The sequence below is a fragment of the Pseudomonas sp. PAMC25584 genome, assembly GCF_058135675.1.
The window spans coordinates 1,562,764-1,586,962 of sequence record NZ_CM176870.1; the positions used below are offsets into that span (position 1 = coordinate 1,562,764).

Consider the following 24,199-nt stretch of genomic DNA (forward strand, 5'->3'; position numbering starts at 1 on the left):
GAGCCCGAACCCATGGCTGAAATTCTTGCGCTGCGTGACGCGGTGAAGCGATTCGTGAACGACGGCGATACCGTCGCACTGGAAGGCTTTACCCATCTGATCCCTACAGCAGCGGGTCATGAAATCATTCGTCAGGGCAAGAAAGACCTGACGCTGGTGCGTATGACGCCTGACCTGATCTACGACCAGTTGATCGGCGCCGGCTGCGCCCGCAAGTTGATTTTTTCCTGGGGTGGCAATCCCGGCGTGGGCTCCCTGCATCGCCTGCGTGATGCGGTCGAAAAACAATGGCCGCAGCCCCTGGAGATTGAAGAACACAGCCACGCCGACCTGGCCAATGCCTACGTCGCCGGTGCCTCCGGCCTGCCGTTCGCGGTGCTGCGCGCTTACGCCGGCTCCGATTTGCCCAAGGTCAACCCGCTGATCAAAACCGTCACCTGCCCGTTCACCGGCGAAGTGTTGGCGGCGGTGCCATCGGTACGTCCGGACATCAGCGTGATCCACGCGCAAAAGGCCGACCGCAAGGGCAACGTGCTGCTCTGGGGCATTCTTGGCGTGCAGAAGGAAGCGGCCCTGGCGGCCAAGCGTTGCATCGTCACCGTCGAAGAAATTGTCGACGACCTTAACGCGCCGATGAACAGCTGCGTCCTGCCGACCTGGGCCCTGACCGCCGTGTGCCACGTACCAGGCGGCGCGCATCCGTCCTACGCCCATGGCTATAACCAACGCGACAACCGTTTCTACCAGGCGTGGGACGCGATCGCTCGTGACCGTGGGACGTTTACTGCCTGGATCGATGAATACATCCACGGCACTGCCGATTTCAGTGAATTCCAGGCCAAGCTGGCCGCCGCGCAGGAGGCCAAATAATGGCTTACTCGACCAATGAAATGATGACCGTTGCCGCCGCGCGCCGCCTGAAGAATGGCTCGGTGTGTTTTGTCGGTATCGGCCTGCCGTCCAAGGCGGCCAACCTGGCGCGCCTGACCTCGTCGCCGGACGTGGTACTGATCTACGAGTCCGGCCCGATTGGCTCCAAGCCCAGCGTACTGCCGCTGTCCATTGGTGACGGCGAGTTGGCGGAAACGGCCGACACGGTCGTCCCCACTGGTGAGATCTTTCGCTACTGGCTGCAGGGCGGGCGCATCGACGTCGGCTTTCTCGGTGCGGCCCAGGTCGACCGTTTTGGCAATATCAACACCACCGTGGTCGGTGATTATCACCAGCCCAAAGTGCGCCTGCCGGGTGCCGGTGGCGCGCCGGAAATCGCCGGTTCGGCCAAGAGCGTACTGATCATCCTCAAGCAGTCGGCGCGTTCGTTTGTCGACAAGCTGGACTTCATCACCTCCGTCGGCCACGGTGAAGGCGGCGATTCACGCAAGCGCCTGGGCCTGCACGGTGCCGGCCCTGTCGGGATTATTACCGACCTGTGCATCATGGAGCCGGAAGAGGGCACCCATGAATTCGTCGTCACCGCGCTGCACCCCGGCGTAACCCGCGAGCAAGTGGTCGCGGCCACCGGTTGGGCGGTTCGCTTTGCCGACCAGGTCAGTACCAGCGAGGAACCGACGGTGGTCGAGCTGACCGCGCTGCGTGATCTCGAAGCCCGCACCGCGGCCGCCCACGGCCAAGCACCCGGAGAAGCCTGATGCGTGACGTATTTATCTGTGATGCGATTCGTACCCCCATCGGCCGTTTCGGCGGTGGCCTTTCCACCGTGCGCGCCGACGACCTGGCGGCGCTGCCGATCAAGGCACTGATCGAGCGCAACCCGTCGGTGGATTGGCACGCGGTCGATGAAGTGTTCCTCGGCTGCGCCAATCAGGCCGGTGAAGACAACCGCAACGTCGCGCGCATGGCGCTGTTGCTGGCGGGCCTGCCGTCGAGCATTCCCGGCGTGACCCTCAACCGTTTATGCGCCTCGGGTATGGATGCGATCGGCACCGCTTTCCGTGCGATTGCCAGCGGTGAAATGGAATTGGCGATTGCCGGCGGCGTCGAGTCGATGTCCCGCGCGCCGTTCGTGATGGGCAAGGCTGACGCGGCGTTTTCGCGCAACATGAAGCTGGAAGACACCACCATCGGCTGGCGCTTTATCAACCCGTTGATGCAGGCCCAGTACGGCGTCGACGCCATGCCGCAGACCGCCGATAACGTCGCCGACGACTACCACGTGTCCCGCGCCGATCAGGACGCGTTTGCCCTGCGCAGTCAGCAACGCACCGCCGCCGCCCAGGCCGCCGGCTTCTTCGCCGAAGAAATCGTGCCGGTGCGGGTCGCCCATAAAAAAGGCGAAACCGTGGTCGAGCACGATGAGCATCCCCGGGCCGATACCACCCTGGAAACCCTGGCCCGGCTCAAGCCGGTCAATGGCCCGGACAAGACCGTCACGGCCGGCAATGCGTCGGGCGTGAATGACGGTGCGGCGGCGCTGATCCTGGCGTCTGCCGAAGCCGTGAAAAAACACGGCCTGACCGCCCGCGCGCGCGTGCTGGGCATGGCCAGTGCCGGTGTCGCGCCACGGGTGATGGGCATCGGCCCGGTGCCAGCGGTGCGCAAGCTGGTGGAACGCCTGGGCCTGGCCGTCAGTGATTTTGACGTGATCGAACTCAACGAAGCCTTCGCCAGCCAGGGTCTGGCGGTGCTGCGTGAATTGGGCATTGCCGACGACGCGCCCCAGGTCAACCCGAATGGCGGCGCCATCGCCCTCGGCCATCCCCTGGGCATGAGCGGTGCGCGGCTGGTGCTGACGGCTCTGCATCAACTTGAAAAAACCGGTGGCCGCAAAGGTCTGGCGACCATGTGCGTCGGTGTTGGCCAAGGCTTGGCCCTGGCGATTGAACGCATCTAATAAGAGAGGTCCGCTCCATGAGTGACAAGCCCGGTTACCGGCGCCCGCAAGCGGGCACTCAACCTGATTACCTGCACCCGGCCTACCAGTCGACGAACCTGCGTTCGCCGTCCCAGCCGTTGGTGTTCCTGCCCCATTCCCTGTCGGAAATCACCGGCCCGACCATCGGCGCCGAGCGCATCAACGAGAAGGACAACGACCTGACTGCACAGCACGACGGCGAGCCGCAAGGCGAACGCATCATCGTTCATGGCCGCGTGCTGGATGAAAACGGCCTGCCGGTGCCGGGCATCCTCGTGGAAATCTGGCAGGCCAACGCGGCCGGTCGCTACAACCACGCGCGCGACCTGCACGACGCGCCGCTGGACCCGAACTTCACCGGCACCGGGCGTACCGTCACCGATGCCGAGGGCTGGTACCAGTTCCAGACCATCAAGCCCGGCGCCTACCCGTGGGGTAACCACCACAATGCGTGGCGCCCGGCGCATATCCATTTTTCGCTGTTCGGGCCAAGCGTGCTGACGCGCCTGGTCACGCAGATGTATTTCCCTGGCGACCCGCTGCTCGAATACGACCCGATCTACAACTGCGTGCCGGACACGTCGGCCAAGCAACGCCTGATCGCCTCGTTCGACCTGGAAAAAACCATTCCTTCCTATGCCCTCGGCTACCGCTGGGACATCGTCCTGCGCGGCCGCGACGCCACGCCGATGGAGAAATGAGATGACACTCAATGCGACCACGTCCCACACCGTCGGGCCGTATTACCACATCGGCCTGACCTGGCTGAACCGCGAAGCCTTGGATAACGCCGCCACCCTCGGTGAGCGCGTGGCGATCAGCGGGCAAGTAGTGGACGGTAACGGTGATGTCGTCAACGACGCCATGCTGGAAGTCTGGCAGGCCAATGCCGCCGGCAAGTACGACCACCCGGAGGACGAGCAGGATAAAGCGTTGGACCCGAACTTCGAAGGCTTCGGCCGGGTGCCGGTGGATGGCGAAGGGCGCTTCCGCTTTACCACCATCAAGCCGGGCAGCGTGCCGGGGCTGGCGGGCACGACCCAGGCGCCGCACCTGGTGGTGCTGGTGTTTGCCCGTGGCCTGGTGAAGCACTTGCTCACGCGGATCTATTTTGACGGTGAGGCGCTGAATGCCGATGACCCGTTGCTCGTGTGTGTGCCCACCGCGCGGCGCAGTACCTTGATTGCCAAGCCGGATGCGGACGGTGTGCATCAGTGGAATGTGGTGTTGCAGGGGACAGATAAGGAAACGGTGTTCTTCGATTACTGAGTTGGCTTGAAACCTATCGGGAGCAAGCCCCCTCCCACACTTGAATGTATTCACACATCAAAGGTGGGAGGGGGCTTGCCCCCGATGAGGCCGCTTCAGGCAACACCTGTGTAAATCTCTGCATGCGGAACGTGGCTGTTGCAAAGTATGTCTAGGCTATAACCGTTCCCACTGAGTGAAAAAACATGACAACAACAACGAGTCATTACACCGGAGAAGAACGCAGTAAACGGATTTTTGCGATTGTCGGTGCTTCCTCCGGCAACCTCGTCGAATGGTTCGACTTCTACGTCTACGCCTTCTGCGCCATTTACTTCGCCCCGGCGTTTTTCCCGTCGGACGACCCCACGGTCCAACTGCTCAATACCGCCGGCGTGTTCGCCGCCGGGTTCCTGATGCGGCCCATTGGCGGCTGGCTGTTTGGCCGGGTGGCCGATAAGCATGGGCGCAAAAACTCGATGATGATCTCGGTGCTGATGATGTGCGCCGGTTCCCTGGTCATCGCCTTCCTGCCCACCTACAAAGACATCGGCGCCTGGGCCCCGGCGTTGCTGCTGGTGGCGCGGCTGTTCCAGGGCTTGTCGGTGGGCGGCGAATACGGCACCACCGCGACCTACATGAGTGAAGTGGCGCTCAAGGGCCAGCGTGGGTTCTTCGCTTCCTTCCAGTACGTGACTCTGATCGGCGGGCAATTGCTGGCGGTGTTGGTGGTGGTGATCCTGCAACAGATCCTTACCGAAGACGAACTGCGCGCCTGGGGCTGGCGGATTCCGTTCGTGATCGGCGCCATCGCGGCGGTGATCTCCCTGCTGCTGCGTCGCACCCTGAAAGAAACCACCAGCAAGGAAATGCGCGAAGACAAGGACGCCGGCAGCGTCAAAGCGCTGTTCCGTGACCATAAAGCGGCATTTATCACCGTGCTCGGCTACACCGCCGGCGGCTCGCTGATTTTCTACACGTTTACCACCTACATGCAGAAGTACCTGGTGAACACCGCCGGGATGCACGCCAAGACCGCCAGCTACATCATGACCGGCGCGCTGTTCCTCTACATGTGCATGCAGCCGCTGTTCGGCATGCTGGCCGACAAGATCGGTCGGCGTAATTCGATGCTGTGGTTCGGCGCGCTGGGCACCGTGTGTACGGTGCCGATCCTGCTCAGCCTGAAAACCGTCAGCAGTCCGTTCCTGGCGTTTGTGCTGATCACGCTGGCGTTGGCCATCGTCAGTTTCTACACCTCCATCAGCGGCCTGGTGAAGGCGGAAATGTTCCCGCCCCAAGTGCGCGCCCTCGGGGTGGGCCTGGCGTATGCGGTGGCCAACGCGATCTTCGGTGGCTCGGCGGAATACGTGGCCTTGGGCTTGAAGTCCTTGGGCATGGAAAACACTTTTTACTGGTACGTCACCGGCATGATGGCGGTGGCCTTCCTGTTCAGCCTGCGCCTGCCGAAACAGGCGGCGTACCTGCACCACGATCTATAAGGGAGGCGTTATGACTCTGCGCACGAGCAACCAATTGTTCGACGCTTACTTCAGTGCTGACAGCATGGCCGAGGTGTTCTGCGACCAAGGGCGCTTGCAGGGCATGCTGGATTTCGAAGCCGCGCTGGCGCGGGCCGAGGCCCAGGTCGGGTTGATCCCGCAGGCCGCCGTCGCACCGATTGCTCAGGCGTGCCTGGCGTCTCTGTACGACGTGGATGCCCTCGGCGTGGCGATTGCCACGGCGGGCAATTCGGCGATTCCGCTGGTGAAGGCGCTGGGCAAGCTGATTGCCGACGAAGACGCCAGCGCCGAGCGCTATGTGCATTTGGGCGCGACCAGCCAGGATGTGATGGACACCGGCCTGGTGCTACAGCTACGGCGCGCGATGGTGTTGATCGAAGCCGACCTGGCGCGCCTTGGCGATATTCTGGCGGCCCAGGCCCAGCGCTATTCGGCTGTACCGATGGCCGGACGGACCTGGTTGCAGCACGCCACGCCGGTCACCCTCGGCATGAAAATCGCCGGTTGGTTGGGCGCGGTAACCCGCAGTCGCCAGCGTTTGATCGAGCTGAAACCGCGCTTGCTGGTGCTGCAATTCGGCGGCGCCTCCGGCACGCTGGCCGCGCTTGGCGAACAGGCAATGCCGGTTGCCCAAGCGTTGGCGGCGCAGCTGCAACTAACCTTGCCCGAGCAACCCTGGCATACCCAACGTGATCGCTTGGTGGAGTTCGCCAGCGTCCTTGGGTTGATCGCCGGCAGCCTCGGCAAGCTGGGCCGCGATATCAGCCTGCTGATGCAGACCGAGGCGGCGGAAGTGTTCGAGCCGGCGGCGCCCGGCAAAGGCGGCTCGTCGACCATGCCGCACAAGCGCAACCCGGTGGGCGCCGCCGTGCTGATCAGCGCCGCTACTCGCGTGCCTGGCCTGGTGGCGACGCTGTTCAGTGCCATGCCCCAGGAACACGAACGCAGCCTGGGCCTGTGGCATGCCGAATGGGAAACCCTGCCGGAGATTTGCCGGTTGGTCTCTGGCGCATTGCAACAGGCGCTGCTGGTGAGCGCGGGGCTGGAAGTCGACCCTGAGCGCATGGCGCACAACCTCGACCTGACCCAAGGCCTGGTGCTGGCCGAAGCCGTCAGCATTGTGCTCGCTCAACGCCTGGGCCGTGACACCGCGCACCACCTGCTGGAACAGTGCTGCAAACGTGCGGTGGCCGAACAGCGCCATTTGCGCGCAGTCCTCGCCGACGAACCGCAGATCACCGCCGAGTTGTCGGCGGCAGACCTGGACCGCCTGCTCGACCCGGCCCACTACCTGGGCCAGGCCCAAACTTGGGTCACCCGCGCTGTAACCGAACACTTTGCACTGACTGCCTGAGGAGATTGCTGTGGCTTTTGTACAACTCGCCGAGGGCGAACTGCATTACCAACTGGATGGCCCCATCGATGCACCGGTGCTGGTGCTGTCCAATTCGCTGGGCACCGACCTGCATATGTGGGACACCCAGATCGCGGCCTTTGCCGAGCATTTTCGCGTGTTGCGCTTCGATACCCGTGGCCACGGCCAATCCCTGGTGACCGAAGGCCCCTACAGCATCGAGCAACTCGGTCACGACGTGATTGCGCTGCTGGACGCGCTGGACATTCCACGCGCGCATTTCTGCGGGCTGTCCATGGGCGGGTTGATTGGTCAATGGCTGGGGATTAACGCGGGGGATCGTTTGCAGCGCCTGGTGGTGTGCAACACCGCGGCCAAGATCGGCACCTCAGACGTGTGGAACCCGCGTATCGAGATGGTCCTGCGCGACGGCGCGGCCGCGATGGTGGCGCTGCGCGATGCGTCGATTGCGCGCTGGTTCACCGCCGATTTCGCGGCGACCGACCCGGATCAGGCCAAGCGCATTACCGACATGCTCGCGGCCACATCGCCCAAGGGTTACGCGGCCAATTGCGCAGTGGTGCGCGATGCGGACTTCCGTGAGCAACTGTCGGCGATCCAGGTGCCGACCCTGGTGATCGCCGGCACTGAAGACGCCGTCACACCGCCCGCCGACTGCCACTTTATCCAGAGCCATGTGCAGGGGGCCGAGTACGCTGAGTTCTACGCCGCTCACCTGTCCAACGTGCAAGCCGGTGCCGCGTTCAGCGACCGGGTCATTCAATTTCTGCTGGCCCACTGAGGAGTCTTTTGTGGACGAGAAACAACGTTACGTCGATGGCCTGCAAGTGCGCCGCGAAGTGCTGGGCGACGCGCATGTCGACCGCAGCCTGAATGCCTTGACCGAGTTCAACAGCGAGTTCCAGGAAATGATCACCCGCCACGCCTGGGGTGATATCTGGACCCGCCCCGGCCTGCCCAGGCATACCCGCAGCTTGATCACCATCGCCATGCTGATCGGCATGAACCGCAACGAAGAACTCAAATTGCACCTGCGCGCCGCCGCCAGCAATGGCGTGACCCGCGCCGAGATCAAGGAAGTGCTGATGCAAAGCGCGATCTACTGCGGGATACCGGCGGCGAATGCGACCTTTCACCTGGCCGAGTCGGTGTGGGATGAGCTGGGGGTCGAGTCGCGCCAACAGGGCTGACTAACAGGGGGCGGCTCTGCACCGGGTGTTAATGGGAATCAGCGTCCCACACCCAATTCCATACCCCCGGCAGATGCACTTCTTCATTTGCGTCCTTCACCGTGCGGGCCAATGCCGCACGTTCCAGCGCGGTGCGGTCGGTGTAGAACGGCTCGGCAGCGGTCTTCAGGCCGTTGTCCCGGGCACTGTCCATCAGGATCTGCAGGTATTCCTGCAGATGCCGGGCGGTGTAGCGGTTGATGTCGTGGAAGGTCACCACCACCGGTATCACGCCGTCCACCGTCGGCAATTGCCCCAAGGCAACGCGTTCGCGCACGACCGACAGCTGTCGGATCAGGTTTGCGCGGCGCCGTGGGCTGGCGTTGAAGCCCCAGATTTTGCCGTCGTTGGCGCTCAGGTCGGTCAACAAGACCTGCATGCCGTGGCGCTGGTAGGCGGCGAAGGTGCGGCGGTCGTAGTTCCAGAAGGGCGGGCGTACCAGCGTCGGCGGCGTGCCGGTGATCGAGGCGATATCCGTCGCGCCCTGGCTGAGGGTACGTTCAAGCTCGGCATCATTCAGCCAGCGATGGTTGGTATGAAACGCCGTGGCCGTATGAAACGCCAGCACATGCCCGCCCGCGAACTCACGCTCCATGGTCTTGCGGCCCCGCGCGCTGCCACCAGAGCGGCTTGCTTCGGTCTGTAAAAAGAACACCGCCTTGATGCCCGGCAATACCGGGTTGTTCGCCAGATCGGCAATCACCGAGCGGCTCGGGTTGTTGTACCCCGACGCACTGGGACCGTCATCGAAGGTCAGCAGAAAGCGGATCGGCGCCTGGTTTTGCAGGCGTTGCTCGGTCTGTGGGGTCAGTGCAATGGGCGCGCTGATGCAGCCGCTGAGGCTCAAGGCGAGTGCAAGCAAGGCGGATGCAATGGGGAAGGATTTCATGATGGGTGCCGGACTCGTCTGGAGGCCGCCGCTGAGTCAGCTCAGCAGCGGCAGGCGCGCACCATACCGCAACTGCGGTGACGGATTACAGCAGACTGATCGGGTAGCTGACGATCAACCGGTTTTCATCGAACTCATTGTTGCTGTAGTCGCGCCTCATGCTGGAATTGCGCAAGCGCAGCGAGAGGTTTTTCAGCGCGCCGCTTTGCAGCGTGTAGCTCAATTCGCTTTCGCGGCCCCACTCCTTGCCGTCGGTGATGGTGCCGGTATGCACGTTGCTACCGCTGATATAGCGGTTCATCAAGGTCAGGCCCGGGACGCCGAGGGCGGCGAAGTTATAGTCGTGACGTACTTGCCAGGATTTCTCCTCGGCGTTGTCGTAGCTGGAGTTGTAACTATCGTTGGCCAGGGTGCCGCCGCTGGTGCCGTTGACGCGCATCCAGGCGCTGTTGCCGGTGAGTTTTTGCAGGCCGACGTAGAAGGTGTTGCCGCCGTACTTGGCCGAGAACAGGCCGGACCAGGTTTTGTTGTCCAGCTCGCCTGCGCGGGCGCTGCCGTCGTCCTTGCCATAGAAGAACCCGAGGTTGGCGCCCAGGGTCCAGTCGCCCACGGGCTGGCTGTGGATCAGGTTGACGAACTGCTGGCTGTAGATGTCCTTGAGCTGGGCATTCCACAGGCCGATCTGGGTGCGTTTGTCATTGAACGCGTATTCAGCGCCCTGGAAGTTGAAGCGGTCAGAGGTGAAGGCTGCTTTGCCGAACATCGACATGTCCGACATGCTGCTGTCGTCCCGCGGGCTGTTGGCGCGGAACTGGCCGCCGTACAGCGTCAGGCCGTCGATTTCCTTCGAGGTGATCTGCCCGCCGCGCAGGGTTTGCGGCAGGGAACGGCCGTCGTCGGCACGCAGGATCGGCAACGCAGGCATCCATTCGCCGACCTTCAGTTCTGTCTTCGAAATCCGCGTCTTGAACGCCACACCCAGGCGCCCGAAATTGTCGGCGGGGCGGCCATCGTGGTCCAGCGGCAATAACTGTGTACCGCCGGTGCCGCGCCCGCCATCAAGCTTGAGCGAGTACATCCCCAGGACATCCACGCCAAACCCCACGGTGCCTTGGGTGAAGCCGGACTTGGCATCGAGGATGAAGCTTTGCGTCCACTCCTGCGCGCCGCCCTGGGCTTTGGTCGGGTTGGTGAAGTTACGGTTGATGAAAAAATTGCGCAGGTTGAGGTTGGCGCTGGCGTCTTCCAGGAAGCCGTGTTCTTCGGCTACGACGGGAAGTGCAAGGCTGGCGACTGCGGTGGCCAGCAATAGCTGGCGAGGGTGAAAAGTGCTCATGGCGTTGGACCTGTTGTTATTGGGGTTATGCAGGTGGCGGCCATGGTGCGGGGCAGTGTGGGGGGGTTCAATCGGGGGAGGGCGGGTTTTGGGCGATGATCGAACGCAAGTTGTCTTGGTTCGATGGGTACAGGTCAGGCATAAAAAAACCGCTTCCGGTGAGGGAAGCGGTTTGGTTTACAGCGCTGCTGTCAGAACAATTTCAGTTCAGGCGCTTTTTCTTTCAACGGTTCGTTCTTCGCCGTCTGTTCATTCCAGCCACCACCGAGGGCCTTGTACAGGGTGACCTCGCTGGTCAACTGCGCCAGGCGGTCGGTGATCAGCGATTGCTGGGCACTGAACAGTTGGCGCTGGGCGTCGAGGAACGTCAGGTTGCTGTCGACGCCAATGCGGTAGCGACGCTCGGCCAGGCGGTAGTAATCCTGGTTGGCTGCGACGAAACCGCGTTGGGCCTCCAACTGCTCCTTGTAGGTCTCACGTGCGGCGAGGCCGTCGGAAACTTCCTGGAAGCCGGTCTGGATGGCCTTCTCATAGTTGGCCACGTTGATCTCTTTCTGGATCTTCGAGTAGTCCAGGCTGGCGCGCAGGCTACCGGCGTTGAAGATCGGGATGTTGATCTGCGGGGCGAACGACCAGGTGCCCGAGCCGCCTTTGAACAGGCCGCCCAGGTCCGGGCTCATGGTGCCGGCGTTGGCCGTCAGGCTGATGCTCGGGAAGAACGCTGCACGGGCTGCGCCGATGTTGGCGTTGGCCGCCTTGAGGTTGTACTCGGCCTGCAAGATGTCGGGACGACGTTGCAACAGGTCCGATGGCAACCCGGCCGGCACTTCGCTGAGCAGGTCATCCGACAGCGGTTTGCTGGCGATATTCGCCGGCAGGCCCGTGCCGAGCAGCAGGGTCAGGCTGTTTTCGTCCTGGGCCACCTGGCGCTTATAACGCGCCAGGGACACCCGGGCGTTTTCCACCGAGGTGCGCGCCTGGCTCAGGTCGAGGGCCGAGGCCACGCCGACTTCGTTGCTGCGCGAGGTGAGCTTGTAGCTCTGCTCGTATGCGCCCAGGGTTTCCTGGGTCAGCTTGAGCAGTTCCTTGTCGGACTGCCAGGTCAGATAGGCGGTAGCCACACTGGCCACCAGGCTGATCTGGGTACTGCGCCGCGCTTCTTCGGTCGCGAAGTATTTCTGCAGCGCTTCCTCGCTCAGGCTGCGTACACGGCCAAACAGGTCCAGCTCATAGGAGCTGATACCCAGGGTGGCCGAGTACGAACTGCTGATGCCCTCTTTACCGGTCTGCGACGAGCGTGCCGGTACGCGCTGGCGGCTGCCGCTGCCAGTGGCCGACACGGCCGGGAACAGGTCGGCGCGCTGGATGTTGTACTGCGCCGCGTAGGCGTCAATGTTCAAGGCTGCGACGCGCAGGTCGCGGTTGTTCTCCAGCGCGGTCTGGATCAGCTGTTGCAGGGCCGGGTCATGGAAAAACTGCTTCCAGCCCTGTTCTGCGGCGGCCTGGCTCGGTGCCTGGGTCGGCGAATACGCCGGGCCCTGCGGGAACTGCGCGGCCACCGGCGCTTCGGGACGCTGATAGTCAGGTATCAGCGAGCAGCCACTGAGCACGAATGCCGTGACGGCTAAGGAAAGTAGCGACTTGCTCATTGGCCAGCCTCTTTAGGAGTTTGCTTGGGTTCAGTCTTTTTACGTTCGCCCATGGCGGACACCGTTGCGAAGAACAGTGGCACCCAGAAAATCGCCAGGACCGTGGCCGTGATCATACCGCCAATAACGCCGGTACCGATCGCATGCTGGCTGCCTGAGCCGGCGCCGGAAGAGATCGCCAGCGGCAATACGCCGAGGATGAACGCCATGGACGTCATGATGATCGGTCGCAGACGCATGCGCGACGCTTCGATCGCCGACTCGACAATGCCTTTGCCTTGTTCGTGAAGCTCTTTGGCGAACTCCACGATCAGGATGGCGTTCTTCGCCGCCAGGCCCACCGTCACCAGCAAGCCCACTTGGAAGAACACGTCGTTGGACAAGCCGCGCAGGCTGGTGGCAATCAACGCACCCACCACACCCAACGGTACGACGAGTACCACCGCGATCGGAATCGACCAGCTTTCGTACAGCGCCGCGAGACAGAGGAACACCACCAGCAGCGACAAGGCGTATAGCGCAGGTGCCTGGGAGCCGGACAGACGTTCTTCATACGACAGGCCCGTCCAGGCGTAGCCGACACCCGCCGGCAATTGCTTGGCGATGCGTTCGACTTCGTTCATGGCTTCACCGGTACTGTAGCCCGGTGCCGGGGTACCGAGGATTTCCATCGCGGCCACACCGTTATAGCGCGAGAGTTTCGGCGAACCGAAGATCCACTTGCCCGAAGCGATGGCCGACAACGGCACCATCTTCCCGGAGTCGCTGCGCACGAACCATTTGTTCAGGTCTTCAGGGGACATCCGGCTGGCGGCGTCACCCTGCACGTACACCTTCTTCACTCGACCACGGTCGATGAAGTCGTTGACGTAGCTGCCACCCAGGGCGATGGCCAGGGTCTGGTTGATGTTCGACAGCGTGATGCCTTGGGCGCTGGCTTTTTCGTCGTCGACGGTGAGCTCGTACTGCGGCTCATCGTTCACGCCATTGGGGCGCACACCGGCGAGGATCTTGCTCTGGGCGGCCATGCCTAGGAACTGGTTGCGCGCAGCCATCAACTTCTCATGGCCGACGCCGCCTTGGTCCTGCAGGAACACGTCGAAACCGGTCGCGTTACCCAACTCCAATACAGACGGTGGCACGATGGCAAACACCATGGCGTCCTGGAACGTCTGCATGAAGTAACCTTGGGCGCGCTTGGCGATCTCGAACACCGAGGTGGAAGCATCACGCTCATCCCACGGTTTGAGCATCACGAATGCCAGGCCCGAGCTTTGACCACGACCCGCGAAGTTGAAGCCGTTTACGGTAAAGACCGATTTCACGCCCTTGCCTTCGCCGGGTTCGCCTTCCTTGTCTTTGAGCAGGAAGATACGCATGTCGTCGATGACTTTCTGCGTGCGCTCGGCCGTTGAGCCGACCGGCGTCTGCACCTGGGCAAAGATCACGCCCTGGTCTTCATCGGGCAAGAACGCTGCCGGGATCCGCATGAACAACCAGATCATGCCGGCAAAGATCAGCACGTAAACGAGGAACGCCGGGATCTTGTGCCTGATCATGTTCCCCACCCCGCGCTCGTAGCTCAGTACGCTACGGTCGAAGGTGCGGTTGAACCAGCCAAAGAAACCACGCTTAGGTTGGCCGTGCTTCTCGGGGTCGATCGGCTTGAGCATGGTGGCGCACAAGGCCGGGGTGAAGATCAGTGCAACCAGTACCGACAACGCCATGGCTGAAACGATGGTGATGGAGAACTGTTTGTAGATCACACCGGTGGAGCCGCCGAAAAACGCCATCGGCAACAGTACGGCCGACAGCACCAGGGCAATACCCACCAGGGCGCCCTGGATCTGGCCCATGGACTTGACCGTCGCCTCTTTCGGCGACAGGTGCTCCTCGGCCATTACCCGCTCGACGTTTTCCACCACCACGATGGCGTCGTCCACCAGCAAGCCGATGGCCAGGATCATGCCGAACATGGTCAGGGTGTTGATGGTGAAGCCGAACGCGGCCAGGATCCCGAAGGTACCCAGCAATACCACCGGTACGGTCATGGTGGTGATGATGGTGGCGCGAAAGTTCTGCAGGAACAGGAACATCACCAGGAACACCAGCACGATCGCCTCGACCAGGGTGTGTACCACACCGGAAATCGATTCGGTCACCACTGGGGTGGTGTCATACGGCACCACCGCCTTCATGCCTGGCGGGAAGAACGGTTCCAGGGACGCGACCGTGGCACGGATGGCCTTGGCGGTGTCCAGGGCGTTGGCGCCGGCAGCCAGCTTGATCGCCATACCGGACGCCGGGTTGCCGTTGAACTGCGCCGCGATGCTGTAGGTCTGGCCGCCCAGTTCGATACGCGCGACGTCCTTCAAGCGAACCTGTGAACCGTCGGTGTTGACCTTCATCAGGATATTGCCGAACTGCTCAGTGGTCTGCAGGCGGGTCTTACCGATGATGGTCGCGTTCAATTGGGTGCCGGGCAGGGCAGGCAGGCCGCCCAACTGGCCGGTGGCCACCTGTACGTTCTGTGCCGAGATCGCGGTGCTGACGTCTACTGGGGTCAACTGGTAGTTGTTCAGCTTGGCCGGGTCGAGCCAGATACGCATGGCGTACTGCGAACCAAATACCTGGAAGTCACCTACACCCGCAGTACGGGAAATCGGGTCCTGGATGTTGGACACGATGTAGTTGGACAGGTCGTCCTTGGTCATGCTGCCGTCTTCCGACACCAGACCAATCACCATCAGGAAGTTCTTCACCGACTTGGTCACGCGGATACCCTGCTGCTGCACTTCTTGCGGCAGCAGTGGGGTCGCCAGGTTCAGCTTGTTCTGTACCTGGACCTGGGCGATGTCCGGGTTGGTACCCTGGTTAAATGTCACGGTGATGGTCATGCTGCCGTCGGAGTTACTGTCCGATGACACATAACGCAAGTTGTCGATACCGTTGAGCTGTTGTTCGATCACCTGCACCACGGTGTCCTGCACGGTCTGTGCGGATGCGCCTGGGTAGGTCACCTGAATATCGATGGCGGTTGGCGCAATGGCCGGGTACTGGTTGATGGGCAATTTCAGGATCGAGAGTGCCCCGACCAGCATGATCACCAGGGCAATTACCCAGGCGAAAATGGGACGGTCGATAAAAAATTTCGACATGGATTACTCCCCTTTGCCAGCAGCGGCAGCAGGAGCAGCAGTACCGGCGGGCTTGGCGTTGTCAGCCTCCTTAACCTTGACCTGAGCGCCCGGCTTGACGTACTGCAAGCCTTCGGTAATCACACGGTCGCCGGGGTTCAAACCCTTTTCCACCAGCCAGTAGGCGCCGGCGGTACGGTTGGCCACCAATTCACGTTGCTCGACCTTGTTGTCGGCGTTGACGATCAGCGCCGTCGGGGTGCCCTTGAGGTCACGGGTCACGCCTTGCTGTGGCGCCAGGATAGCCTTGCTGTTCACGCCGGCTTGCAACTGGGCGTGTACGAACATGCCGGGCAGCAGGGTGTGATCAGGGTTGGGGAACACGGCGCGCAGGGTGACCGAACCGGTGGTCTGGTCAACCGACACTTCGGAGAACTCCAGCTTGCCTTCCAGGCCATAGTTGCTGCCGTCTTCCAGGGTCAGCTTGACCTTGGCGGCGTTGGCGCCGGCTTTCTCCAGTTGGCCGCTTTCCAGGTCGCGGCGCAGTTTCAGCATTTCAGCCGAAGACTGTGTGACGTCGACGTAGATCGGGTCCAATTGCTGGATCACCGCCATGGCATCGGTCTGGCCATTGCTGACCAGCGCGCCTTCGGTGACCGAGGAACGCCCGATACGCCCGGAGATCGGCGCGAACACTTTGGTGTAGCGCACGTTGATCTGGGCGGTTTGCACATTGGCTTCGGCGGTCATGCGGTTGGCTACGGCAGTGTCGTATTCCTGACGGCTGACGGCTTGCTCATCGACCAACTGCTTGTAGCGGTCGGAGATCGACTTGGTCTGGGACAGGCTGGCCTGCGCGCTCTTCAGGGTGGCCTCATAGACCGACGGATCGATCTGATAGAGCTGCTGGCCTTCCTTCACATCCCCGCCTTCCTTGAACAGGCGCTTGAGGATGATGCCATTGACCTGCGGACGGACTTCCGCGATGCGGTAGGCGGTGGTGCGGCCTGGCAGCTCGGACGTCAGGGTAAAGGCTTGCGGTTGAAGGGTGACCACGCCGACCAGAGGAGTTTGAGCGGGCGGAGCCGCTTCTTCCTTTTTACATCCGCTGAGCAGCGATGCCAGGGCGACGGCAGTGACCAGAGCGGTAACAGCTGGCTTAAGTTGCATGAAGATCCTCGGGTCAGGCGCGCAGGGTGCGCACAAGAAGTGTGGAAGGGTAAAAAACAAGCTGTGAGTAGATAAGTAGCTTGCTACGCAATATACTTACGTTCATGGTTGTTTGTAAACTCTTGACAGGCTTCGCGGATTGGCGACAAAGCACCGCGCCAAGTCGCGATTTTAGTACGTTCGGCGCCCATGACGGTGTCGTCCCACAATTATTCAGATGGTCGTTACCGCCTATTAAAGCAGCGTTACCGATAGTCCCACATGTTTTGATTGAGGTTTTATTGCCATGGTCCGTCGCACCAAAGAGGAAGCTCAGGAAACGCGCAGCCAAATTCTCGACGCCGCTGAGCAGGCCTTTTATGAGCGCGGTGTCGCGCGGACCACGCTGGCGGACATTGCCGGGCGGGCGGGCGTAACGCGTGGCGCCATCTACTGGCACTTCAGCAATAAGTCCGACCTGTTGCAGGCATTGCTCGACACCCTGCACGAACCCCTGGACGAGCTGGCCAGGGCCAGTGAAAGCGAGGATGAAGTCGACCCGCTGGGGTGCATGCGCAAGCTGTTGATTCATCTTTTTCATCAAGTGGTCCTGGACCCGAAAACCCGGCGCATCAACGAGATCCTGTTTCATAAGTGCGAGTTCACCGATGAAATGTGTGACATGCGTCGCCAGCGCCAGACCCACAGCCTGGAGTGCAACCTGCGTATCAGCCTGACCTTGCGTAATGCGGTTAATCGCGGGCAACTTCCGGAAAACCTCGACACCACGCGCGCAGCGGCGTGCATTCATGCCTACATCAATGGCTTGCTGAGCCAGTGGCTGCTGGTACCGGACAGTTTTGAGCTGCACCAGGATGCCGAGCGTTGGGTCGATGCAGGGCTGGATATGCTGCGCTTGAGCCCTAGCCTGCGCAATTAAGTCAAAATGTGTAATTGCATCAAATTGTGTCAACAGTAAAGCCTAAAGGCGGGCAATCGTCCTGCTGATTTATTTGTGGGAGGACTTTATATACGCGCTGGCGGGTGGTTGAAAGATAGCCGCCTAAGTATTTTGTAGCGATTTTGTTGCAAGGCTGTGAAGAAGTGTTTACTGGCCTCTATGAAAAAGCCCCGGTTCTTGCGAGTCGGGGCTTTTTCGTTTCAGCACGTTACATCACAGCGCCAGGCTCGGGTAGTCGATGTAACCGACCGGGCCTTTGGCGTAGAAGGTTTCCGGGTGCGCGTGGTTCAGCGGCGCATCGGCTTTCAAACGCGCCGGCAGGTCCGGGTTGGCAATGAACGGTACGCCAAAGGCCACCGCATCCGCCTTGCCCGAGGCCAGCCAGGCGTTGGCGCTGTCCTTGGTAAAGCGTTCGTTGGCGATGTACACGCCGCCGAAGGCTTCTTTCAATTGCGGGCCGAGGCTGTCAGCGCCTTCCTTTTCACGCGAGCAGATAAAGGCGATGCCACGTTTGCCCAGTTCGCGGGCGACGTAGGTGAAGGTGTGCGCCAGGTTGTCGTCACCCATGTCGTGGGAGTCGGCACGCGGTGCCAGGTGTACGCCCACGCGGCCGGCGCCCCAGACGTCGATGGCGGCGTCGGTCACTTCCAGCAGCAGGCGCGCGCGGTTTTCCAGGGAGCCACCGTAGTTGTCGGTGCGATGGTTGGTGCTGCTTTGCAGGAACTGGTCGAGCAGGTAGCCATTGGCACCGTGGATTTCCACGCCGTCGAAGCCGGCGGCCTTGGCGTTCTCGGCGCCGGTGCGGTAGGCGTCGACGATGTCGGCGATTTCAGCGGTTTCCAGGGCGCGTGGCGTCGGGTAGTCGGCCAGCGGGCGCACCAGGCTGACGTGGCCTTTAGGTTGGATCGCGCTCGGCGCCACCGGGGTTTCGCCGTTCAGGTACGACGGATGGGAAATCCGGCCGACGTGCCACAGTTGCAGGAAGATCTTGCCGCCCGCCCCGTGAACCGCCTTGGTCACATTGGCCCAGCCGCGTACCTGATCGTTGGACCAGATGCCCGGGGTGTCCGGGTAGCCCACGCCCAGCGGTGTCACGGACGTGGCTTCGCTGAGGATCAGCCCGGCGGAGGCGCGTTGTACGTAGTACTCGGCCATCATCGCATTGGGCACGCGACCGGCGTCGGCACGGCAGCGGGTCAGCGGCGCCATGATGATGCGGTTCGACAGTTGCAGGTCGCCCAGTTTGATCGGATCGAAAATAGTCGTCATGGGATAACACCCTTCTCTTTAAGTTGATCAGTGGGTCACAGGGGCCAGGTCGGCATCGCCGCCCTGACGGAAAGTAATCAGGGTCACCAGCAGCGCGAGGATCGCCAGGGCCGCTGCGGCCAGGGGCACGCTGGTCAGGCCGAAACCGTGGGCGATCACGCTGCCGCCGACCCAGGCACCGAGGGCGTTGCCGATGTTGAAGGCGCCGATGTTCAAGGTGGACACCAGGTTCGGTGCTGCCTTGCCGAAGGTCACCACGTTGATCTGCAGCGCGGGCACGGCGGCAAACGAGGCGGTGGCCCACAGGAACAGGGTGATCTCGGTTGGGATCAGCGCGATGCTGGTCCAGGTCAGCGCGGTGGAGACCACCGCCATGCTGATGAACACGCCGATCAGGGTGGCGGCCAGGCGTTTATCCGCCAACTTGCCGCCGATGATATTGCCCACGGTGAGGCCCAGGCCGATCAGCAGCAGGGTCCAGGTCACGCCTTTGGGCGACACGCCAGTGACGTCACCCAGCAGCGGCGCCACATACGTGAAGAGGGTGAACATGGACGCGGCGAACAGCGCGGTCATGCTCAGCGACAACCAGATGCCGGCGCCCTTGAGGGCGGCCAGTTCGGCGCGCATGTCGAGTTTTTCTTCATCGCGCTTGGCCGGCAGGAAGCGGATCAGGCCGATCAAAGCGATCACGCCGATCACGGTCACCGCCCAGAAGGTCGAGCGCCAGCCGGCTTCCTGGCCCAGCGCGGTACCCAAGGGCACGCCCAGTACGTTGGCCAGGGTCAGACCGGTGAACATCAAGGCCACGGCGGACGCACGCTTGTTGGCGGGCACCAGGTTGGCGGCGACCACCGAACCGATGCCGAAGAACGCCCCGTGGCACAGCGCCGTGACCACGCGGGCAACCATCAGCACGTTGTAGTCGCTGGCCAGGGCGCAGAGCAGGTTGCCGATAATGAAGATGCCCATCAACGCGACCAGCGCGGCCTTGCGTGGCAGCCTGGCGGTGGCCAGTGCCATGAACGGCGCGCCGATGGCCACGCCGAGGGCGTAGCCGGTCACCAGCCAGCCGGCGCCGGGAATCGACACGCCCAAGTCCGCCGCCACATCGGGCAGCAAGCCCATGATGACGAACTCGGTGGTGCCGATGGCGAAGGCGCTCAGGGCCAGGATGAGGAGCGAGAGGGGCATGTGCGTGTCCTTGTTACAGTGGGGCGCGGATTTCAGGACTGAGCTCAGTGATGAGCGCAGTGAGGAAGGCCTGGATCGTTTCCTCGTTGCGTTTGAAAAAGTGCCACTGCCCGGCCTTCTGGCTGCTGATCAATCCCGCCCGTTGCAAGGTGGCCAGGTGGGCCGATACGGTCGACTGGGACAAGCCGCAGCGCTGGTCGATCTGCCCGGCGCAGATGCCGTATTCGTGGTTGTGCAGTTGCTCGGGGAACTGCACTTTCGGGTCTTTCAGCCAAGTGAGAATGTCTCGCCGTACTGGGTGCGCCAGGGCTTTTATTATTTCGTCGAGGTCGATGGACATGGCAGTTGCTCGGTGTCGTAAAGCGTTATATCGCGATGAGGCGAACTTTAAATCGGCGTATCCCGATATACCAATATGATTTTGATCTGATGTCAGGCCAAATCGGTATATCGGGTTATAACGATATGTTGGCGGCAGTGATAGACTGCACACCATGAATTATCTCGCACATCTGCACCTGGGCGGCCAACTTCCTGCGCAACTGCTGGGTAGCCTGTATGGCGACTTCGTCAAAGGCCGCCTGCAGGGCCAGTTCAGCCCGCCCATCGAAGCGGCCATCCAGGTGCACCGCTCAATCGACCGCTTCACCGACAGCCATCCGCTGGTCGGTGAAGCGCTGTCGCGCTTCAGCCTGACCCGCCGGCGCTATGCCGGGATCGTCCTCGATGTGTTTTTCGATCACTGCCTGGCGCGGGATTGGCAGCGCTATGCCGACCAGCCTCTGGAGCATTTCACTTCACAGGTGTACCGCGTGCTCGCGGCTGAGCCGCAACTGCCGGGGCGCCTGGCGCAGATTGCACCGTATATGGCGGCAGATGATTGGCTGGGCTCATACCGCGAGTTTGGGGTGATGGAGCCGGTGTTGCGGGGGATCTCGCGGCGGTTGACGCAGCCTGACGCGCTGGGCCATGCGATGCAGGAATTGCGCACGTTATACGAGCCGCTGAGTGAAGACTTCCGGCTGTTCTATCCAGAGTTGCAAAAATTTGCACACGCTCAACTGACCACTGAGATCTAACGGAGATCTAAATGTGGGAGGGGGCTTGCTCCCGATGGCGGCCTGTCAGCAAAAGATATGCTGACTGATTCACCGCCATCGGGAGCAAGCCCCCTCCCACATTGGAACTGTGTTTACCTCATTCAGGCGGCGAATGCAGGACGCGCAGCCACTTGCTCAGTCTCCGGCAGCGGCCCGAATAACGCCTTCTGCACCGCCTGCTGCGCCTGGAACGCCAGCGCCGCGCGTTCCTGCCCGGCACAGGCAATCGGCTGGAGCACATGGATTTCCACATCGCCCTGGTCGTTGGCAAACAGGCGCATCAGGTGCGAGAGCAAATCATCATCGCCAATAAACGGCGCCAGCGAGTCTACTTGCCCGTCGCGCAGATAACGAATCGCCACCGGTTGCAGCGACACCTGCGCGTCGATCGCACTGGCCAGCAAGCGCCCGTGGAAGGTACGCAGGCTGCGCCCGTCGGTGGTGGTGCCTTCGGGGAACATCAGCAGCGGGTGCTGTTGCTCCAGGTGACGGGTCATCTGTTTGCGGATCAGTTGGCTGTCGCCTGCACCCCGGCGAATAAACAGGCTGCCGGCCTTGGCCGCCAACCAGCCGGCCACCGGCCAGGTGCGTACTTCAGCCTTGGACAAAAACGACATTGGCGCGACCATGCCCAGCAGCGGAATGTCGGTCCAGGACACGTGATTGCTCACCCACAGCATCGGCGTTTGTGGCAATTCACCCAGCACCGTCACGCGAAAGGGCAGGGCGTTGGTCAGCCGCGTCATAAAGAACCGCGACCAACGCTGACGGCGCACCATCGAGTTGGCCACCCCCAAGCGCTCGAACAGACCGAACACACTGGCCATGCTCAAGCCCAGCGCCACCACCAGCAGCACGCGGGCGATTCGCGCGTACACGCGCAGGCGGCCCATCACATGGCCGCCTTGAAGTGGCGGGCGTAACGCGGGCACAACTCATCGCGTTTGAGCAGGATGAACACGTCGGCCACCTGGAAATCTTCATCCCAGCACGGCTCGCCGCAGATCTTCGCGCCCAGGCGCATATAGGCCTTGAGCAGCGGCGGCATTTCCGCGATGACGTTGGACGGCAGGTCCAGCGCCGGCAGCGGTTTTTTCGGCTCCGCGCGAAGGTGTTCGTTGCACAGGTAGCGTTCGCGCAGGCGCTGCATGATCGCGTGGGCCTGGATGCCGCCATCGTGCATCGGGATACTCGCGCAACCCATCAGGTAGCTGTAGCAGCCCTCGTTGAGCACTTCGGCCAACTCGCCCCAGAGCACCGCGATGGTGCCGCCGTTGCGGTAGGCCGGGTCGACACAGGTGCGGCCGATTTCCAGGATCGGGCCCTGCAAGTGCAGCAGGCCATGCAGGCTGAATTCTTCTTCGCTGTAGAACCGGCCCAGGGTGCTGGCGGCCTGGTGATCGAGCAAACGGGTGGTGGCTACCAGTCGACCGCTGTTTAAATCCCGCACGCCGATGTGGCTGCAGTGAACATCATAGTCATCCATGTCCAGGCCCAGTTCCGCGCCTTTCAGCTTGGCGTTGAACTCGCCGCTGAACACGTTGAACCGCAGGGCCTGTGCTTCTTGCAAAGCCTGGGCGCCGATCAGGCGTTCGGCTTGCAGACGGCGTTCATTGCCGGTGTCGCTGATGCGGGCGATCTGAGTCATGGCGAATCTCCGAGTGCCAGCCACGTTCCGGCCGGTCGACTTGTTTGTCCAAACTCAGGCTATGTAGGCTCGGTGTCATCTCCATGAAGTTACGGTGACGCTTAGATGACACGCCCCTGTGTCGCCAATCTGTCATCGGCCTCGGCTAGGCTCGCGGGCTTGAATGCCCCCTTGAGTTCGTGTCCATGGTCAGAGGCTTGCTGTGCGTTGCCCTGTTGTTCGCCACCGTCACCACCCGCGCCGAAACCTGGCCTGACAAAGACTGGGCCAAAGGCACGCCGATCGAAGGCCCCGCTGTCGATGCCCTGAACGCCTACGCTTTCCCTGCGCGTGACGACGCCACCCGCCAAGGCATCCGCACTGACGCGTTGCTGGTGATCCGCGATGGCGAACTCATCTACGAGCGCTACGCCGCGCCCACCACCGCCCGCACGCCACACCTGACGTGGTCCGTGAGCAAAAGCCTGATGGCGACGTTGCTGGGCGTGGCCTACGGCGAAAACCGCTTCAAGTTGAGCGACCCCGCCGCACGTTTCTACCCGCCGATGAAACAGCATCCAACCGTGACGATGGCCGACTTGCTGCACTGGGCGTCGGGCCTCGATTGGCAGGAGGATTACGAATATGCCCCGCTGAAATCCTCGGTCGTCGCGATGCTTTACACCCGTGGCCGTGACGACATGGCGCAATTCACCGCAGGCATGGACACCTTCAGCGCGCCGGGCGAGGCCTTCCGTTATTCCAGCGGCGACAGCAATCTACTCTCCGCTGCGCTCAAGGGCATGCTCGGCCACAAGGCTTACATGAGTTACCCGTGGGACGCGCTGTTCAAGCCGCTGGGCATTCGCAACGCCACTTGGGAAACCGATGCCGATGAAACCTTCGTCGCCTCGTCCTACGCCTACCTCACCGCCCGCGATCTGGCACGCGTCGGCCTGCTGATGGCGCGCGACGGTCGCTGGGGGGCGCAACAACTGGTGCCCAAAGCCTGGGTCGACTTCAATCGCCAACCCTTCGATAAATACAAACCTGGCCAGGACGAAGCCGTGCCCGGCGGCCAGTGGTGGCTCAACCGCGCAGTGCAGGGCGCCCCCAAACCCTGGCCCGACGCCCCCGCCGACACCTTCGCCGCCCTCGGCCACTGGGGCCAGGCGCTGTACGTGATGCCCGATGAACACCTGGTAATCGTGCGTTACGGCGATGATCGCGACGGCAGCTACCGTCATAACGAACTGCTCAAACGCGTGCTCGCGGCGGTGCAACCATGATCCGTCGTCGGCCGTTTACCAGCCTTTGCCTGCTGCTATTGCTCGCCCTGCTGGGATGGGTGTGGCACGAACGCGTCAACCTGCAAGCCTTCCCCGACATCATCGCGGCCTATACGGCCAAGGAGTACTGCTCGTGTCGGTATGTGGAGAATAATCCGGCCGAGTATTGCCGGGGCTATGTGAAGCAGTACGTGTCGATCAACGCGTTCACCGATGACCCGGAGCGCAGTGAAGTCACGGCCAGTGGATTGGGACGTACCCATAGCGCCAGATGGTTGGGCGAGCGGCAGGGCTGCCGTCTCAACCCTTGAAACGCCATTTTCAATGCAGGGCGGCGTTGTCAGTTAGATTG

At 62.1% G+C, this 24,199-nt stretch carries 23 protein-coding genes; 13 read left to right on the forward strand and 10 right to left on the reverse strand.

Annotated elements, in window-relative coordinates; all coding sequences use genetic code 11:
- Nucleotides 1-12 precede the first annotated feature (12 nt).
- From ACS5Q8_RS07195 to pcaC, 9 genes are all read left to right on the forward strand, one after another.
- Nucleotides 13-870, forward strand: a complete 858-nt coding sequence (locus ACS5Q8_RS07195) for a CoA transferase subunit A (RefSeq protein WP_276196904.1) — start codon at nucleotides 13-15, stop codon at nucleotides 868-870.
- Entirely contained in the window at nucleotides 867-1,649 is a 783-nt protein-coding gene (locus tag ACS5Q8_RS07200; protein WP_276197907.1) for a CoA-transferase subunit beta, read from the forward strand. Before ACS5Q8_RS07195 ends, ACS5Q8_RS07200 begins: the two co-directional genes overlap by 4 nt.
- Nucleotides 1,646-2,851 (forward strand): 3-oxoadipyl-CoA thiolase, encoded by a 1,206-nt coding sequence (gene pcaF, locus ACS5Q8_RS07205; RefSeq protein WP_276197908.1) that lies wholly within the window; start codon nucleotides 1,646-1,648, stop codon nucleotides 2,849-2,851. The genes ACS5Q8_RS07200 and pcaF overlap by 4 nt, the downstream gene beginning before the upstream one ends.
- Before the next feature lie 17 nt (nucleotides 2,852-2,868).
- A complete protein-coding gene (gene pcaH, locus ACS5Q8_RS07210) occupies nucleotides 2,869-3,573 on the forward strand; it encodes a protocatechuate 3,4-dioxygenase subunit beta (protein WP_276196905.1) in 705 nt (234 codons plus the stop codon).
- Nucleotide 3,574: 1 nt separating this feature from the next.
- On the forward strand, nucleotides 3,575-4,141 hold the full coding sequence (pcaG, locus tag ACS5Q8_RS07215) for a protocatechuate 3,4-dioxygenase subunit alpha (RefSeq protein ID WP_276196906.1): 567 nt from the start codon (nucleotides 3,575-3,577) through the stop codon (nucleotides 4,139-4,141).
- Nucleotides 4,142-4,326: 185 nt separating this feature from the next.
- Nucleotides 4,327-5,622, forward strand: coding sequence for an MFS family transporter (locus ACS5Q8_RS07220; protein ID WP_247399555.1), 1,296 nt, complete (start codon nucleotides 4,327-4,329; stop codon nucleotides 5,620-5,622).
- Between the two features lie 10 nt (nucleotides 5,623-5,632).
- Nucleotides 5,633-6,997, forward strand: a complete 1,365-nt coding sequence (locus ACS5Q8_RS07225; protein ID WP_247399558.1) for a 3-carboxy-cis,cis-muconate cycloisomerase — start codon at nucleotides 5,633-5,635, stop codon at nucleotides 6,995-6,997.
- A gap of 10 nt (nucleotides 6,998-7,007) precedes the next feature.
- On the forward strand, nucleotides 7,008-7,799 hold the full coding sequence (pcaD, locus tag ACS5Q8_RS07230) for a 3-oxoadipate enol-lactonase (RefSeq protein WP_465160000.1): 792 nt from the start codon (nucleotides 7,008-7,010) through the stop codon (nucleotides 7,797-7,799).
- A 10-nt stretch (nucleotides 7,800-7,809) separates the two neighbouring features.
- Nucleotides 7,810-8,208, forward strand: a complete 399-nt coding sequence (gene pcaC, locus ACS5Q8_RS07235) for a 4-carboxymuconolactone decarboxylase (protein ID WP_276196908.1) — start codon at nucleotides 7,810-7,812, stop codon at nucleotides 8,206-8,208.
- Between the two features lie 28 nt (nucleotides 8,209-8,236).
- Here the strand turns inward: pcaC and ACS5Q8_RS07240 are convergent, their stop codons facing one another.
- From ACS5Q8_RS07240 to ACS5Q8_RS07260, 5 genes are all read right to left on the reverse strand, one after another.
- Complete coding sequence (locus ACS5Q8_RS07240; protein ID WP_465160002.1) at nucleotides 8,237-9,136, reverse strand: polysaccharide deacetylase family protein; 900 nt, start codon at nucleotides 9,134-9,136, stop codon at nucleotides 8,237-8,239.
- Between the two features lie 85 nt (nucleotides 9,137-9,221).
- Nucleotides 9,222-10,472 (reverse strand): OprD family porin, encoded by a 1,251-nt coding sequence (locus tag ACS5Q8_RS07245; protein WP_276196910.1) that lies wholly within the window; start codon nucleotides 10,470-10,472, stop codon nucleotides 9,222-9,224.
- A 191-nt stretch (nucleotides 10,473-10,663) separates the two neighbouring features.
- Nucleotides 10,664-12,121 (reverse strand): AdeC/AdeK/OprM family multidrug efflux complex outer membrane factor, encoded by a 1,458-nt coding sequence (gene adeC / locus ACS5Q8_RS07250; RefSeq protein WP_426099555.1) that lies wholly within the window; start codon nucleotides 12,119-12,121, stop codon nucleotides 10,664-10,666.
- On the reverse strand, nucleotides 12,118-15,279 hold the full coding sequence (locus ACS5Q8_RS07255) for an efflux RND transporter permease subunit (RefSeq protein WP_426099554.1): 3,162 nt from the start codon (nucleotides 15,277-15,279) through the stop codon (nucleotides 12,118-12,120). Before ACS5Q8_RS07255 ends, adeC begins: the two co-directional genes overlap by 4 nt.
- A 3-nt stretch (nucleotides 15,280-15,282) precedes the next feature.
- On the reverse strand, nucleotides 15,283-16,428 hold the full coding sequence (locus ACS5Q8_RS07260; RefSeq protein WP_426099553.1) for an efflux RND transporter periplasmic adaptor subunit: 1,146 nt from the start codon (nucleotides 16,426-16,428) through the stop codon (nucleotides 15,283-15,285).
- Nucleotides 16,429-16,714: 286 nt separating this feature from the next.
- Here ACS5Q8_RS07260 and ACS5Q8_RS07265 point away from each other — a divergent pair, with 286 nt between their 5' ends.
- Nucleotides 16,715-17,347, forward strand: coding sequence for a TetR family transcriptional regulator (locus ACS5Q8_RS07265; RefSeq protein ID WP_276196914.1), 633 nt, complete (start codon nucleotides 16,715-16,717; stop codon nucleotides 17,345-17,347).
- A gap of 234 nt (nucleotides 17,348-17,581) precedes the next feature.
- On the opposite strand, the gene ACS5Q8_RS07270 is transcribed toward ACS5Q8_RS07265, so the two are convergent.
- From ACS5Q8_RS07270 to ACS5Q8_RS07280, 3 genes are read right to left on the reverse strand one after another with little or no spacing between them, the layout of a single operon-like run.
- Nucleotides 17,582-18,637 carry an alkene reductase gene (locus tag ACS5Q8_RS07270; RefSeq protein WP_276196915.1) on the reverse strand — a complete coding sequence of 352 codons (1,056 nt, stop codon included), beginning with the start codon at nucleotides 18,635-18,637 and terminating at the stop codon, nucleotides 17,582-17,584.
- A 27-nt stretch (nucleotides 18,638-18,664) separates the two neighbouring features.
- Nucleotides 18,665-19,831: an MFS transporter gene (locus ACS5Q8_RS07275; protein ID WP_426099551.1), complete on the reverse strand. Its 1,167-nt coding sequence runs from the start codon at nucleotides 19,829-19,831 to the stop codon at nucleotides 18,665-18,667.
- A 13-nt stretch (nucleotides 19,832-19,844) separates the two neighbouring features.
- Entirely contained in the window at nucleotides 19,845-20,171 is a 327-nt protein-coding gene (locus ACS5Q8_RS07280) for an ArsR/SmtB family transcription factor (protein WP_276196917.1), read from the reverse strand.
- Between the two features lie 154 nt (nucleotides 20,172-20,325).
- Here ACS5Q8_RS07280 and ACS5Q8_RS07285 point away from each other — a divergent pair, with 154 nt between their 5' ends.
- Nucleotides 20,326-20,910, forward strand: coding sequence for an acyl carrier protein phosphodiesterase (locus ACS5Q8_RS07285; RefSeq protein ID WP_276196918.1), 585 nt, complete (start codon nucleotides 20,326-20,328; stop codon nucleotides 20,908-20,910).
- 122 nt (nucleotides 20,911-21,032) lie between these two features.
- On the opposite strand, the gene ACS5Q8_RS07290 is transcribed toward ACS5Q8_RS07285, so the two are convergent.
- Nucleotides 21,033-21,824, reverse strand: a complete 792-nt coding sequence (locus ACS5Q8_RS07290; RefSeq protein WP_465160004.1) for a lysophospholipid acyltransferase family protein — start codon at nucleotides 21,822-21,824, stop codon at nucleotides 21,033-21,035.
- Nucleotides 21,824-22,579: an L-ornithine N(alpha)-acyltransferase gene (olsB, locus tag ACS5Q8_RS07295; RefSeq protein WP_017844841.1), complete on the reverse strand. Its 756-nt coding sequence runs from the start codon at nucleotides 22,577-22,579 to the stop codon at nucleotides 21,824-21,826. The genes ACS5Q8_RS07290 and olsB overlap by 1 nt, the downstream gene beginning before the upstream one ends.
- 185 nt (nucleotides 22,580-22,764) lie before the next feature.
- Here olsB and ACS5Q8_RS07300 point away from each other — a divergent pair, with 185 nt between their 5' ends.
- Together ACS5Q8_RS07300 and ACS5Q8_RS07305 are read left to right on the forward strand one after the other, a co-directional pair.
- The gene (locus ACS5Q8_RS07300) at nucleotides 22,765-23,847 is read left to right on the forward strand and encodes a serine hydrolase domain-containing protein (protein WP_443697992.1); all 1,083 of its coding nucleotides are present in this window, start codon (nucleotides 22,765-22,767) and stop codon (nucleotides 23,845-23,847) included.
- Entirely contained in the window at nucleotides 23,844-24,158 is a 315-nt protein-coding gene (locus ACS5Q8_RS07305; RefSeq protein ID WP_465160005.1) for an amidase, read from the forward strand. The genes ACS5Q8_RS07300 and ACS5Q8_RS07305 overlap by 4 nt, the downstream gene beginning before the upstream one ends.
- The last annotated feature ends 41 nt before the right edge of the window (nucleotides 24,159-24,199 follow it).